Genomic DNA, 13,058 nt, shown 5'->3' with positions numbered 1-13,058 from the left:
TCGGCCGTGAACCAACTCTATTCCTCAGCTCGCCTGTGCCCGGAGATTGATGCTCCGGATCATGTTGTAGGCCAGAACGGAGAGCGCCATTTCCGTTCTCGTCGCCGGAAGGCCTCGGGTCAGGAATCGGCCCGACATCATTCGCTTCATCGTTCCGAACGGATGCTCGACCGAACATCGTCGCTGCCGCATTAGCCCCGGATCGGCGACGACGCGCGCCGACATTCTCTCCAGAGCATCTTCGTTTTGGTGTCGACTGACCCAGCGAACCTCCGCCTGTGTGCAGCGCGGTTTCAGTGCGCAGCCCGAGCAATCCTTCGACACATAGTAGTAGCCGTTTCGATTGACGCCGCCTTTGCGCCGCAACAGGCGTCCCTCAGGGCAAGTGTATTGATCGTGAGCCGCGTCGTATGTGAAGTCGGCGCGGTCGAACTGAGTGCCGTCGCCGCGATTGTTGACCGAACGCTTGGCCGCGACGCAGGCAGTGATGCCATCAACTTCGCAGGCCGCTGCCGCGTTGCCATTAGAGTAGCCCGTATCGGCCACGACGATCAGCTCCTCTCGTTCGAGCAGATCGCGCGCGGCTTTTGCTATCGGGTGAAGCATGCGCGTGTCGTTCACCTCGTCTGTGACTTCGTGATGGACGATGAAGCCGGTGTCGGCGTCGACCGCGGTCTGGACATTGTACGACGGCGGCTTCCCGCCTCGGCCGAACCCCATCGGCCGCGCGTCGAGCTCGCCATCGACAACCAGGCTGCGCGCGTCCTGATCGAGACGCGCTGACAGTCGATCCAGGTCGACTCGACGCTCTTTTAGCGCCACGATCGCCTTTGCGATCGCGTCGGGATCGTCGGCAGGTTCGTTCGCGTCTGTTTTGTCGAGGTCGGAAAGGTAACTCGCGATACGAGCGTCGACCTTATCTGTCTCCTCTGCGATCCGGCGTCGGTCCATGACGCGAATCGGGCTGGCCGCCGCACGGAACTTCGCGCCATCGATGGCTAGGAGCCTGGCGGTGAAAAGCCCCTGATCCCGGCAGAAAAGCACAAAAGCGCGGCAGGCGCCGACGATCGCGGCTCCATTGTCTCGCCTGAAGTCCGCAATTGTCTTGTGATCTGGCGCCAGCCGGCGAACGAGCCACATCAGTTCGAGATTTCGCCGGCATTCGCGCTCTAGTCGTCGCGAGGAGCGGAGTTCATTGAGATAGCCGTAGATGTAAAGCTTCAACATGTCTCTGGGATCGTAGCCCGGTCGACCAATTGACGCTGGAACGGCCCGTCCGAAACGCAGAGCTGAGAAATCGAGTTGGTTGACAAAAACATCGATGGCCCGAACGGGCGCAGTTTTCTCAACATAATCTTCGATAGCAGGCGGCAGTAAAGCTGACTGATGCCGATCATCTCCGGTAACGTAGCTCATATCTGCTCCAGATTGAATTATATACTTAAATTTATACACTGATTTGGTGAAATGCGCGAGGAAAAGGAGCCCCGTTGAGAACGAAGCTCAGGAGGTTTTCACACAGCCTGGTGAGCGCCGCCGACCCTCAGAGCCGGAAATGCGCCAAAACGCAAAAGCGTGTCGCCGCCTCTCCGTAAAGCCGTATTTCAGTTGGGCGCGCCGATCACGGCGATCCTCGCCGCGCGCGCGTAATATGCCAATCGTTCTCGATGATCTCATTAAGCAATGCCTTCATGTCGCTCAAATCCGAGCCGGACTGAAACGGCCCGGCTGTTCCTCGATCGCCAGCGCCGCGATGGCGAACGCCTTCTTCACGAGATGGAGATCTCGTCCCGTGAACTCCGCGATGCCGACCTCCTGAGCCGTTCGCTCTGCAGATGCACGTGGTCCGCCGACAATAGAGGAGGTTCGAGCAATCCGCGACCGGGCTTCATGATTTCGAAGCAATCGACTCCTGCCGGCGAGCGCCACCCCGCTCTGATCGGCGCTGATCCTCTATCCGACCGATGGCCTGACGCCATCAACCCTCGAGGGGTCGGCTACGCGAGCGTGCCGCCGCTTCGGTTTCACCTGCGCGGTGATCGCGGCCATCGGCCGGACACATCGGGCGCCTGTCGAGCGGGGATGGCCCCCGCCTCAGCACAGGAGCCGATCAATGTCTCGAAACCTCACCTTCGCCCACGCTCGCGGTTGGGACCTCGCGAACACCCTCATGATCTGCGTCGTCGTCTTCCATGACGGAGTGGGCGACTATGGCGTCATGCCGTCGAGCGAATACGACGGCGATCCCGCCGCCATCGTCCATGAATTCGATCCCTTCCAATCATGAAGGAAGCTGCGATCATGAGCGGCGAAAATCCTACGGGGATTTTCGCTCGCCCTGTCTCATCTTTCCGGCTAGACTCGCCGCTGCGCCGTGGCGGTGGTGGAAGGCGGCTCGTCAGACCTTTGTCTCACGGAGACCACCGCCATGATCATCTTCGGACCTCTGCTCGTGATCGCCGGCATCGGCTTTTTCTGCTGGCTGCTGTTCACGCTTGCCGTCTTCGCGCTCCCCTTCTATGCCGGCCTGACGGTAGGCGTCTGGGCTTTTCACACGGGCGCCGGCTGGATCGGCGGTGCCGTCGTTGGCGTCATCACCGCAGGCGTGACGTTTGGCGTCGGGCAATTGGCGCTCGCTTTCGTTCCCTGGACCTGGCTCCGGCTCGCCATCGTACTCGTCTATGCTGCGCCGGCGACGGTCGCCGGCTATTACGCCACGCACGGAATTGCCCAGATGGCTATGCCGTCGGCGACATGGCAGATGATCTTTTCGCTCGTCGGCGCGGTCGCAGTTGGGGTAACCGCTTTGATCCGCATCACTGGAGCGACCCCGCCGGGGCGGGACGAAGCGCGTCTTGTCCGGGCCTGATGCAGTTGCGGCAGCTCCAACCGGCGGATGTCGATCTGCGACCCTCCGAGTTCATCGTCGTGACACGACGGCTATGATGGCGGCGAATTCGAATCGTCGTGACGAGCCAGTCGAAACCGTGATGCTCCTCGAAGAAATCCTTTGGCGAGAGCGATCTCATGGTCGTCCGACAATCAACGGCGAGGGAGGCATTTCGATATGCGGCTCGAAAGCGACGACGAAATTTTATAGCCGGACAGAGGATGGTCATCATCGTCGGCACTCGTCGCCGAATCTTTACGGTCGTACGCCGTCGCCGAATTCTCCCCGATCCCCGTCGGGCCAAGCGCTCCATAACGGCCTCTTTGATGGGCGGATCTGGCCGAAGGCCGGCTGCGCCTCGATCGCCTATGCGGCAATGGCGCCGATCGACTTTCTTCCCCTGACGGCTGCGCCGTCATTCCTCGCGAAACAACAAAGTCGCTCTCGCGCCATCCTCCGCTGACGCTGCGGTCGCGAGCGATGCCGCGTCGATCGCCTCCGGCCCTTCGATCGCCATCGAGGCCGCAATGGCGCGGGCTCGGAACTTCAGATCGAGGAGAATTTAAAATGGCGACCATCGGCACCTTCAAGAAGACCGGCAACAACGAGTTCACCGGCGAAATCGTCACCCTTTCCGTCCAAGCGAAAAACGTTCGCATCGTCCCCGAAACGAGCCGCTCCGGCGAGAATGCGCCGAGCCACCGTGTCTACGTGGGCCGCGCCGAGATCGGCGCCGCCTGGTCCAAGCGCTCCAACGAGGGTCGCGATTATCTCGGCCTCAAGCTCGATGATCCGAGCTTCACCGCCCCGATCTTCGCCAACCTTTTCGACGACGAGAGCGGCGAAGGCTACAGCCTGATCTGGTCCCGCCCGAGCCGCCGCAACGGCGATTGACCGATATCGCGCCCCGCCTTCCCGGCGGGGCGCGTGCCTTGCAACCGAGCGCGCTTTGGCTCCACGAAAGCGAAAAAATGACCCATTGTGGTCATTCGTTTTCCCATCCAAGGAGCGACTCTAAAAGCTCAGTGCAAGTCGCGCCCACATGACTGCAAGCGTAATGCAGCTCACAGCATAGGACGCGAAACGAAGCGGTACGTAATTGAAGACGACGTAGATCGTCGCGTGAACGACTCGGCTCGCCACATAGATCCATGCAAGAGAGACTTGGGAGGTGTCGACACCGTGAAGAGCGATCGTGAGGAGCGCCACGACGTAGAAGAGCGTTGGCGCCTGCATCAGGTTGTCGAAGGCCCGAGCCGGGCGCTCGATCCATTCGTCCGGCGCGCCGTCGCCGTAGTCTCGGAAATATTTCACCGACGCGGCTCCCAGCAGCACGGCGACATTGCGGGAGATCACCATGAGCAGCCAGACTGCGCCGGTCAGAGCGAACATCGCGGTCATAGGAACAACGATTTCTCGCGGTTCGGCCGGCGTTGGCGCCAGAGTGGAAGCCCACCTGACGAGGACGACGCCTGCCGCGATGACGATCGCGATGGCGAGATATTCGCGCAGGCTCGGACGCTCAAAGTCTTTTCTGCCCGACATCATGCTCTCCTTCCCTCCCGCCATGTCGCGTGAATGCTACTCACCGCCTCGCGGCTGGGCGTAGCGGAACGGCTCTCGCCAAAGAAGCAGACCGAGGGCGAGCGTCCAGAGGAGAAACAATGTTGCGAGTGTCTGGAAACCATAGCGCTCGGTCCAGGCGCTCGCTCCCGAAAACGCTTTGAGAAGGCCGACGCTGAGCGATATGGACGCGCCCAACGCAACACCTGTCGCCCCGATCCAGCGAGGATAGCGCTGCGACAAGAATAGTGCGCCACCGAGCAGCGCGACCCCAAGCCAATATACGAAGGTCGCCGCGGTGGCCGTAGCTTCGACAAAACCCGCAAGAGCGAGGGCCCCGCCGCCGCTCCCGGCTCTCGTCGTTTCCGCGAGCGGCGTGAGTGACGCCTCAGCGGCAAACACGCAGAGCCAAAGAGCGAGCCCCAAAGTCAGCATGTGAACGCTCAGCGATCCCCAATCGCTCGCGGTATCTGACCCGGAAATGCGAAGCGTTGTTGCAAGCGCCAAATATCCGAGCTGCATGAGCACCATGCCAGTGATTAGGCCCCAATGGACGAGTGTCCAGCCAGACGAGGTCGCGGCGTTCCTCACGATTCCCGCCGGTTCCGCGAGTTCTGGGTGCATACCATTCGAAACGCCTGTTACAATCGCTCCCAGGATAGCGCAAACAGCACCCATGCGGCGTAAGGTAATGTTTTCCATGATGTTCCTTTCGAGAGTCTCACTCTCGGCGAGTTTCATCCCACGCAGTCAATTGCAGTTCGCAACTGATTGCAAATTTGCTTGTGCTTTGCAAGCAATATTCATAAAGCTGGACGGATGACCCGAAACGCCACGTCGCCGCGACGCTCGAACTGCCCTCTGAATGTCTGTCTCGAAATTTTCGGAGACCGATGGACGCTGCTCATCGTCCGCGATCTGCTCTTCAAGCAGCGGCACGAATTCAAGGACTATCTCGCCGCTAAGGAGAAAATCGCTTCCAATATTTTGTCGGACCGGCTGCGGAGGCTCGAAGAAAACCAGATCATCACTAAGTCGGTCCATCCAGCCGATGCGCGCAGGGTGGATTATAGACTGACTGACAAAGGATTGGATCTTGCTCCGCTACTTTTTGAAATGGCTCTTTGGGCGACAAAGCATGAGGAGACCGACGCGCCGACGCCTCTGTTACGGCGTATGTCCGATGATCGCGAAAATTTGCTAGCGGAGTTGCGCGCCAACCACCTCGGGAGCACAGCCGAGTCGCAAAGCCACGTTCCTCCGGAGCCCGTCCCCAATAGAGCCGGGCGCCGTGGACCAAATCGAACTGTCTCGAAATAGCGAATCCACAGACTGGGCCTTGCCCCGGCTAGGCTGAGCCGAGAACTGCGCCTGAACGTTGATCGATGCGTCTGACCAAAGGGCGAGTGGTGTGCCATCAGCTTGCGAGATCGCTTTGCTCCTGGCGCCGCCCGGCCGTGGGGGGACGGCGAACGAGGAACTCTGACCGAGGCCGTGTGAAAACGCCTCCTCGAAGGCACGCGTGACGAATTTATTGCTTTTGAACGAACGAGGAATCGGGATGCCGCCTGGCTATCGCGATTAGGCTGCGATTGCCTTCATAAGCGGCTCGACTCCGAAGATGTCGAGTATCCGCTTCATATTGTAGGCGAGCACATGAAGACTCATCTCGGTTTTGACCTTTTCCAGGGTTCGGGTCAGGAAGTGAGTGGCGCCAATCCATGCCTTCAATGTCCCGAACGGGTGCTCGACAGTCTGTCGGCGGATGGTCATAGCCTCGGGCATGCGGTCGAGCGCAGCCTGCATTTTGTCGAGGACGCCCTCATGCTCCCATCGTTTTAGACGCTTGTACTTGGTCGGCGTGCATCTGCGTTTCAGCGTGCAAGTCGGACAGGACGTGAGATTGCGGTATTGGTCGACATTATCATGCCGATCGGAGCGCGCGATTCCCTTGGTCAGCCGTTCGCCCGCCGGGCAAGTATAGTAGTCATTTTCCGGATCATAAATGAAGTCTCGGATCGTGAAGAGACCACGCTTGTCGTTGACGGAGGTGAGCGTCTTAGGAACGCGGGGCAAACGGATCGAGCAGGTGGAGGCCAGCATCGCGCGTTATTTGGCGGCGCTCGATCATGCGGATCGACAGGCCAGCGACGTCGCCGAAGCCAAAGCAACGCGCCTGAAGGAGAAGATCGCAGGCCTGCATCGGCAAATGCAGTCGCTCGAGAAGATGGAACGGCAGGTGGAGGCGGCGCCCGACAAACAGATTTCTCTAACCGATCCCGACGCCCGCTCGATGGCGACCAGTGGCAAGGGCACAGGGATCGTCGGCTACAACGTCCAAATCGCTGTCGACGCCGAGCATCATCTCATCGTCGCGCACGAGGTGACCAACCTCGGCACTGATCGAGCGCAACTGGCGTCCATGGGTCGCAAAGCTCGCGACGCCATCGAATGCGAAGAAATCACCGCGCTGGCTGATCGAGGCTATTACAGCGGCGAGGAAGTGCTGGCTTGCGAAGGAACGGGCGTGTTGGCGACCTTGGCCACCGTGAAATTCTTGTCACGGTTGTTGACGGCCTTGAACTTACTTCCGTCGACGGCCACGACAGCGCGCGTGAACAAGTCGAACTGCCGGCACAACGTCAAGAATTGCGCACAGGCTGCGCGGATCGCTGGCCCGTTGTCGCGTCGGAAGTCGGCGATGGTCTTGAAGTCCGGCGTCAAGCGGCCGGTCAGCCACATCAGCTCGATATTCCGATTGGTCTCTCGTTCGAGCCGGCGGCTCGACTGAATACGGTTGAGATAGCCGTAGATATAGAGCTTGAGGAGATCGCCCGGCGCGTATCCCGGACGTCCTGTCGCCTTCGCTGCGACGCGCGCGAATCCCGCCGCCTTCAAATCCAGAGCCTCCACGAAGGCGTCGATGAAGCGAACGGGATTGTCGGCGGCGACGTAATCGTCGACCGCCTCGGGCAGGAGCAGCAATTGCGAACGATCGGAGCCGGAAATGTGCGTCATGCCAGATTCTAGCGCAATGTTTACGGTCAGAGAATCCATCAGACGGGGTTTTCACACAGCCTGGACCCATAGTTGACGTTCGCGGAAGCTGGGCGACTTTGGACCGAAGCGGCGCTCGACTTTCGCACTTGTCTTTTGCACGACCCAACCCATTGCAAAATTTTGGTATGCGGCGACCATATGTCCCGCGTCAGGCAATGGTGCCGGGTTCGACGGAAATATCCTTCTGCTGCGGATGGTGGTTGAGGATATTGAGCGCCTTGCGGATGTCCGGTCCCTGACCGGCGAGTTCGGCATCGATTTTGGCGTGTCCCGCCCGCCAGATCGGTAGCGCAGCATGGAGCACGGCATGTCCCTTCGCAGTGAGCGTGGGGCGGCGGATGCGCTTATCGCGATCGTCGCGACGGACCTCGATCAACCCATCGCGCTCCAATCCCTTGAGCGCGGCGCTGATGGTGGTCTGGTCCATTCCGAGAAATTCGGAAAGTTGGCCGAGCGACATCGGGGGCGGCGCGTTCAGCGGCATCATCAGCGAGAACTGGTTGTTGGTGATGCCCAGCGGGCGGAACATCGCATCGAACCGCCGCGCAAGCCGGCGTGCTGCGCGCTGCGCGGCGAAGCACAGGCAGGTATCGCGCACACGCAGCACATCCTGCAGGGAGAGCGGGCCATTTGGTTCGGTCATCGTGGTTTGACTCGATCTACATATATTGATATCAATATTTTCTTGAGCGGGCAAGATTCTGCGTGAAACCGAGAGAGCCCGCGAGATACAGGGAGAGTTCTCATGTATATCAGCGGTTGGGTTGTGCCGGTTCCCACGGCGAAGAAGGCCGATTTCAAGGCTTGGGTAGAAAGGGCCTGCGCCTTCTTCAAGGCGGGCGGCGCACTCGAGGCTGTCAACGGCTGGGGCGATTTCGTGCCGGACGGCCAACTTACCTCGCTTCCCATGGCGGTGAAGCTGGAAGCTGGCGAAACCGTGGTCTTCGGCTGGATCACATGGCCGGACAAGGAAACCCACGAGAAAACCATGGGCGCCATGCGCGAGCATCCGGAGCTGGGTATGTCCGGTAGTCTCTCGCTCCCCATCGATGGCCGCCGCATCATCTTCGGCACCTTCACTGAACTTAATCGCGCGTGAGGATGTCGGGTCAGGTTTTGTCGCATATTTTTGACATTCCCACGCCATGTGCGAATGGGGCTGTGTCAGTATGTCAGCCGCCGAATGAATTATGGTCGACAAGTCCGCATCATCACGCCCGTCGCTCCTTCCCCCTAGCCGCCGTCGGAAAGGCTGACCAAGACTTGGCGCTCCACTGCGTCTACTTGGCCTTGTCGAAAAGGCCAAGTAGACGGGCTTTTTCGGCATTGTTGGCGGAATGCCATATACCTGGGCATTCTGAGTTCGCCTTGTACCCGCTGAGGGTGACGGCGAACCGACCTCCGACTGCCCGAGAAACGGGGCCGGAATGGGCATTTAAAAGCGATAGGACAAGCAATGGCAATTGCGAAGAACACTATCTGCCTGTGGTACGACAAGGATGCCGAGGCCGCAGCCCACTTCTACGCCGAGACATTTCCTAACAGCTCAGTGAGCGCCGTCCGCCATGCTCCCAGCGACTACCCGTCAGGCAAGGCGGGCGATGTGCTGACGGTCGAATTCACAGTCGTCGGCGTCCCTTGTCTCGGACTCAATGGCGGGCCCGCGTTTAAACACAACGGAGCTTTCTCGTTTCAGATCGCCACTGACGACCAGCAAGAGACCGACCGCTACTGGAACGCCATCATCGACAATGGCGGCCAGGAAAGTGCGTGCGGTTGGTGCAAGGACCGATGGGGCGTCTCATGGCAAATCACGCCGCGCGTGCTGACGGAGGCGATGGCTGCTGGCGGCGAGGAAGCCAGACGCGCGTTCGAGGCGATGATGGATATGAAGAAAATCGACGTCGCCGCAATCGAGTCCGCGCGGCGCGGCTGACGCTCACGCCGTGGATGGACCACTAAACGAAGTGAGAGTTCCCCCGGCTCTGCCGGGGTGGCAGTAGGAGTTTGACGTTTCCCGCAGTACCCTCGCAGCAGATGCGACAATTGAAGGGCACTGCGTCGAATTCGGTGCCACATGCGTGTCCCACGATTCGAAGAAGAAGCTGATAGGGGGTGACAGCGTGAAGGTGAAAGAATTCGCAGCTTTTCCCAAATGATTCAGATCGAACAAAGTGTAGGCCGCGATAGCGGCCTTCTCAGCCGCTTTGAGCGGCTGACTTCCTAAAGCCCCCGGCTTTGCCGGGGGATACTTACATTGGACCGCGTCGATGAAGGATGGTGAAGCATGATCACGGTCTTCGGCGAAGGGAGAGGATTCCGGGTCGTCTGGCTGCTGGAGGAAATGGGGCTCGCATACCGGCTGAGGCCCGTAGACCTGCTGGTCGGCGTCGAGCACGACCGGGAGTATCTGGCTATCAACCCCGCCGGGTTTATCCCCGCGATCCAAGATGGCGACGTTACTATGGTAGAGTCGATCGCGATTATGGAGTACCTGATGGCGCGCTACGGGCCGACGCCCCTTGCGCCGGGCCCGCACGATCCCGCTTTCCCCGCCTATCAACAGTTCCTTCACCTCGGCGAAGCGGGCCTCGCCGCCTCGATCTACTTCGTCGTCGTCAGCCGCAATCTCGCGCCCGAGGCAGAACGGCAGAACTGGGGCGCCTGCAAGGCGCTCGCCGTATTCGAGAGCCGGCTGGGCCTCGTGACGAGACAGCTCGCACGGTCGCCCTATCTCGCGGGCGACAGGTTCACGGCGGCCGACATTTCGGTGACCTACGCCCTGGAGTTCGCCCAAAGAGCCGGCGGCTTCGCGCTCGGCGAAGCAGAGCGGGCCTATGTGGCCCGCACCAGCAGACGCGAAGCCTACAAGCGGGCCATGGAAATATGTCAGGCGACGAAGGCATGGGCCGCCGCGGCGTCCGGTCAATGACTGCTCATGGCGCCACGTAGCCGTTCGGGACGGCGAAGGAGGAACTCTGACCCGAAGCCGACGCTCCGCATTACGGGAGAGCTAGTCTATCTCGCCACACCACTCCGGCCCGATCTCGTAGCCTCAAAATGACTAAGACGCGCAACAATCACTACGTTCCTCAATGGTATCAAAAAGGCTTCTTCGAGCCCGGCCGGAACAGCTTTTTTTACCTCGACATGTCGCCGACCCGACATAGCCTTCCGGACGGTAGGATTGTTGTCGAGAGGTCCAAATTCGAGTCACCGACGTCTCGCGCCTTTTGGCAAAGGGACCTGTATTCGACTTTTTTCGGCGCATCTGTGAATGACGAAATCGAACGCAAGCTCTTTGGAGACATCGACAAACGAGGGGCTGATGCGATTCGCGCCTTTGTCGGGGAGGATGCCGGGGCGTGGCACCGCCAATTTACGACCTTCTTTGAATACCTTGATGTCCAGAAACTTCGTACCCCAAAGGGGCTTGACTGGTTGAGCGGACAATATCCGCGTCTGACACAGAACGACCTGATGTATGAGATGCAGGGCATCCGCATGATGCACTGCACGATTTGGACTGAAGGCGTTCGAGAGATCGTTTCGGCCCAGGACGCCGACGTCAAATTCATCGTCAGCGACCACCCGGTGACCATCTACAACCATGCGATGCCACCGGACGCGCCAGCCAATAGTTACCCGAACGAGCCATCTATCGCGCTTAAGGGCTCACACACGATATTCCCGCTTAACCGGGATTTTTGTCTTATCCTCACGAACCTCGAATACGCACAAGACTATTCCGCAGACCCACTCAAGAAACGCACGTTCGCGGGCAACTACCGCAACTCGATGGTCCGCACGGACGCGTTCGTCCGCACCCGCAAGTTAACGAGCGAAGAGGTCATCCGAGTCAATCGGGTGCTCAAGGCGCGGGCGAAGCGTTACGTCGCCGCCGGAAAGGAGGAATGGCTCTACCCGGAGATATCGTCGACTGAACCATGGGCCGATCTGCGAAGTGCCTTCCTACCCCCCAAAGATGGTCTTTGGCACTTCGGCGGCGAGATGTACGCCCGCTTCGAGAGCGGCGACGTCCATTACCAGGACGCGTTTGGCCGTACCGAAAAAGAGCGCGAGTTTCTCAAGAAGAAGCCGCCATCCAAACCGCTTAAAGCTAAAGACCTCTGCGGATGCGGGTCTGGCCGCGTCTTCGGCGACTGCTGCAAACACAAATCGGTGGAACTCCGCACGACCTGGGAGGAACGGAGCATTCGTGAACGAAACTTGATGCTGTTCACGGGTATGTCCAAAATTCTCGGAATCACGGAAGACCGCGACTGGGTTGCTGTGCGCCGCGGCATCACGGACGAGAAGATCAGAGACGTGTACGGCCTCTATGACGCATTGTGGCCCCGAGAGACGAACTTGCTCGCTTTGCTACCGAAACCAGATGGTCAAGCGCGCGCGATTTATACAGGCGTTTTGCATCCGTCCGTGATTTCGAAATACGGGCTAGGCCTGTCACTCTATTTCGACGAGCTGCTGATTCAACATCCCTTCATTCATCCTCGCACGGTCAACAAGAAATTCAGTCCGCTTGAGCATCCGAAGACCTATCGGCAGGAATTTTTGAAATCCGTCCTGTTGTTCTTGACGATTATGCCGCTCGTCGAACAAGGCCTCGTCACCCTCTTTCCTGATCCCTGCGACTTCGATTTTCATCTGCGCGACCAGATGCACAAGATGGCCCAGCTCAGATCGCTAGGACTGAGGGTCGATCCAAAGGAAGAAGCCGGATTCACGGAGTTGATGAAGGAGGAATACCAGCGCAGCATGTTGCTAATGCCACGAGAGGCTATGGGGAGTCAGGTCCGCCGTCATTCTCCTGAATTAGATGAAAACGCCTTGGAGGCTGTTCTCGATCATTTCGACACGCTCCGTGAACGAGATCCACTGGCGGTTCTGCAAGACCGATCGCTGGAAGGCGGCGATGAGGGCGGACAGCTTATCCCGCTGAAGATGGCCCCAAACTTCGAGATCACGATGTATCTCGCGCAAGCTACCGGCTCATGCATCGTCACTGACAGCGTGTTTCGCTGGCGCGAAGTGACGGCGGCTGCTCGACGCAACGCACATACGCTTCCAATGCTGTCTCAGCTAAGGGCTGAGATGGAGCAAGCAAAATTTGTCTTTCCACAGAACGTACATGAGATCGTTGTCCTTGCCGCGCACGGGATATTTCGAGGTTATCCCGACTTTATCAGAAGGGCGTTCAAATACCTTTCAGCCGCGCCGACGAGCGGAATTAAGCCAAATTTTGAAGCGGGCTTGAGCGCGGAGTTCAGGCGCGTTCATGCCTCGGCCGTGCTCAATGCGAAAAGGACTGGCTGTCACTTCATGGAAGCGGAGGCATCGTGTCTGTGGCCGAACGGAGGCATCCAAGATAACGCTGTCAATCGGCTCCTATTGATGTCCAGCTCCGAACGTCACCTCGCCAGTGCGCCGATGGCCTTATTCGTAAAGAGCGAACCGGAACGATAATCTTCAGATCGTCACTAGCCCCCCTTCCTGAACGTCCGTAATTGGCGCCAAATAGACG

The 13,058-nt window shown here is 59.2% G+C and carries 13 protein-coding genes and 3 pseudogenes; 10 read left to right on the top strand and 6 right to left on the bottom strand.

Translation table 11 applies throughout. The features are described from left to right. Window positions 1–24: 24 nt before the first annotated feature. A complete protein-coding gene (locus tag IY145_RS13610; protein WP_196408698.1) occupies window positions 25–1,416 on the bottom strand; it encodes an IS1182 family transposase in 1,392 nt (463 codons plus the stop codon). Between the two features lie 697 nt (window positions 1,417–2,113). Between IY145_RS13610 and IY145_RS13605 the strand changes: the two genes are divergently transcribed. The 4 genes from IY145_RS13605 (at window position 2,114) to IY145_RS13595 (ending at window position 3,784) form a co-directional block, all read left to right on the top strand. Further along, complete coding sequence (locus tag IY145_RS13605; protein WP_196408697.1) at window positions 2,114–2,287, top strand: hypothetical protein; 174 nt, start codon at window positions 2,114–2,116, stop codon at window positions 2,285–2,287. 141 nt (window positions 2,288–2,428) lie between these two features. Then, window positions 2,429–2,869, top strand: coding sequence for a hypothetical protein (locus tag IY145_RS13600; protein WP_196410542.1), 441 nt, complete (start codon window positions 2,429–2,431; stop codon window positions 2,867–2,869). A 76-nt stretch (window positions 2,870–2,945) separates the two neighbouring features. Beyond that, on the top strand, window positions 2,946–3,353 hold the full coding sequence (locus IY145_RS25325; protein ID WP_210332669.1) for a hypothetical protein: 408 nt from the start codon (window positions 2,946–2,948) through the stop codon (window positions 3,351–3,353). A gap of 104 nt (window positions 3,354–3,457) precedes the next feature. Then, window positions 3,458–3,784: a DUF736 domain-containing protein gene (locus tag IY145_RS13595; RefSeq protein WP_196408696.1), complete on the top strand. Its 327-nt coding sequence runs from the start codon at window positions 3,458–3,460 to the stop codon at window positions 3,782–3,784. Window positions 3,785–3,904: 120 nt separating this feature from the next. On the opposite strand, the gene IY145_RS13590 is transcribed toward IY145_RS13595, so the two are convergent. Next, entirely contained in the window at window positions 3,905–4,438 is a 534-nt protein-coding gene (locus tag IY145_RS13590) for an MAPEG family protein (RefSeq protein ID WP_196408695.1), read from the bottom strand. Between the two features lie 33 nt (window positions 4,439–4,471). Then, the gene (locus IY145_RS13585; RefSeq protein ID WP_196408694.1) at window positions 4,472–5,155 is read right to left on the bottom strand and encodes a hypothetical protein; all 684 of its coding nucleotides are present in this window, start codon (window positions 5,153–5,155) and stop codon (window positions 4,472–4,474) included. 117 nt (window positions 5,156–5,272) lie between these two features. Here IY145_RS13585 and IY145_RS13580 point away from each other — a divergent pair, with 117 nt between their 5' ends. Continuing rightward, window positions 5,273–5,773, top strand: a complete 501-nt coding sequence (locus IY145_RS13580; protein WP_196408693.1) for a helix-turn-helix domain-containing protein — start codon at window positions 5,273–5,275, stop codon at window positions 5,771–5,773. A 261-nt stretch (window positions 5,774–6,034) separates the two neighbouring features. Here IY145_RS13580 and IY145_RS13575 read toward each other — a convergent pair. Continuing rightward, window positions 6,035–6,529, bottom strand: a pseudogene (locus IY145_RS13575) (transposase); the annotation flags it as partial. Here IY145_RS13575 and IY145_RS13570 point away from each other — a divergent pair. Next, window positions 6,528–6,986: pseudogene (locus tag IY145_RS13570) on the top strand (transposase); the annotation flags it as partial. The pseudogenes IY145_RS13575 and IY145_RS13570 overlap by 2 nt on opposite strands. Window positions 6,987–6,988: 2 nt before the next feature. On the opposite strand, the pseudogene IY145_RS13565 reads toward IY145_RS13570, so the two are convergent. Both IY145_RS13565 and IY145_RS13560 read right to left on the bottom strand, forming a co-directional pair. Next, window positions 6,989–7,471, bottom strand: a pseudogene (locus IY145_RS13565) (transposase); the annotation flags it as partial. Between the two features lie 190 nt (window positions 7,472–7,661). Further along, on the bottom strand, window positions 7,662–8,156 hold the full coding sequence (locus IY145_RS13560; protein WP_196408692.1) for a MarR family winged helix-turn-helix transcriptional regulator: 495 nt from the start codon (window positions 8,154–8,156) through the stop codon (window positions 7,662–7,664). Window positions 8,157–8,258: 102 nt separating this feature from the next. Between IY145_RS13560 and IY145_RS13555 the strand changes: the two genes are divergently transcribed. The 4 genes from IY145_RS13555 to IY145_RS13540 all read left to right on the top strand — a co-directional run bounded on the left by IY145_RS13555 (window position 8,259) and on the right by IY145_RS13540 (window position 13,000). Further along, entirely contained in the window at window positions 8,259–8,612 is a 354-nt protein-coding gene (locus IY145_RS13555; protein WP_196408691.1) for a DUF1428 domain-containing protein, read from the top strand. Window positions 8,613–8,975: 363 nt separating this feature from the next. Next, window positions 8,976–9,449, top strand: coding sequence for a VOC family protein (locus tag IY145_RS13550; protein WP_312030634.1), 474 nt, complete (start codon window positions 8,976–8,978; stop codon window positions 9,447–9,449). A 351-nt stretch (window positions 9,450–9,800) separates the two neighbouring features. Further along, a complete protein-coding gene (locus IY145_RS13545; protein ID WP_196408689.1) occupies window positions 9,801–10,445 on the top strand; it encodes a glutathione S-transferase family protein in 645 nt (214 codons plus the stop codon). A 128-nt stretch (window positions 10,446–10,573) separates the two neighbouring features. Continuing rightward, window positions 10,574–13,000, top strand: coding sequence for a DUF4238 domain-containing protein (locus IY145_RS13540; RefSeq protein ID WP_196408688.1), 2,427 nt, complete (start codon window positions 10,574–10,576; stop codon window positions 12,998–13,000). Window positions 13,001–13,058 lie beyond the last annotated feature (58 nt).

The organism is Methylosinus sp. H3A (assembly GCF_015709455.1).
In the GTDB taxonomy this organism is placed as follows: domain Bacteria; phylum Pseudomonadota; class Alphaproteobacteria; order Rhizobiales; family Beijerinckiaceae; genus Methylosinus.
The sequence above is the reverse complement of the archived record's forward strand: the minus strand, read 5'-3'. Positions and strand labels throughout refer to the sequence as shown.

Bases quoted from the DNA above. Each gene is read 5' to 3' on its own strand.
- IY145_RS13555 (WP_196408691.1), top strand. From the start codon at position 8,259: ATGTATATCAGCGGTTGGGTTGTGCCGGTTCCCACGGCGAAGAAGGCC.
- IY145_RS13585 (WP_196408694.1), bottom strand. From the start codon at position 5,155: ATGGAAAACATTACCTTACGCCGCATGGGTGCTGTTTGCGCTATCCTG.
- IY145_RS13580 (WP_196408693.1), top strand. From the start codon at position 5,273: ATGACCCGAAACGCCACGTCGCCGCGACGCTCGAACTGCCCTCTGAAT.
- IY145_RS13595 (WP_196408696.1), top strand. From the start codon at position 3,458: ATGGCGACCATCGGCACCTTCAAGAAGACCGGCAACAACGAGTTCACC.
- IY145_RS13540 (WP_196408688.1), top strand. From the start codon at position 10,574: ATGACTAAGACGCGCAACAATCACTACGTTCCTCAATGGTATCAAAAA.
- IY145_RS13545 (WP_196408689.1), top strand. From the start codon at position 9,801: ATGATCACGGTCTTCGGCGAAGGGAGAGGATTCCGGGTCGTCTGGCTG.
- IY145_RS13610 (WP_196408698.1), bottom strand. From the start codon at position 1,416: ATGAGCTACGTTACCGGAGATGATCGGCATCAGTCAGCTTTACTGCCG.
- IY145_RS13605 (WP_196408697.1), top strand. From the start codon at position 2,114: ATGTCTCGAAACCTCACCTTCGCCCACGCTCGCGGTTGGGACCTCGCG.
- IY145_RS25325 (WP_210332669.1), top strand. From the start codon at position 2,946: ATGGCGGCGAATTCGAATCGTCGTGACGAGCCAGTCGAAACCGTGATG.
- IY145_RS13560 (WP_196408692.1), bottom strand. From the start codon at position 8,156: ATGACCGAACCAAATGGCCCGCTCTCCCTGCAGGATGTGCTGCGTGTG.
- IY145_RS13590 (WP_196408695.1), bottom strand. From the start codon at position 4,438: ATGATGTCGGGCAGAAAAGACTTTGAGCGTCCGAGCCTGCGCGAATAT.
- IY145_RS13600 (WP_196410542.1), top strand. From the start codon at position 2,429: ATGATCATCTTCGGACCTCTGCTCGTGATCGCCGGCATCGGCTTTTTC.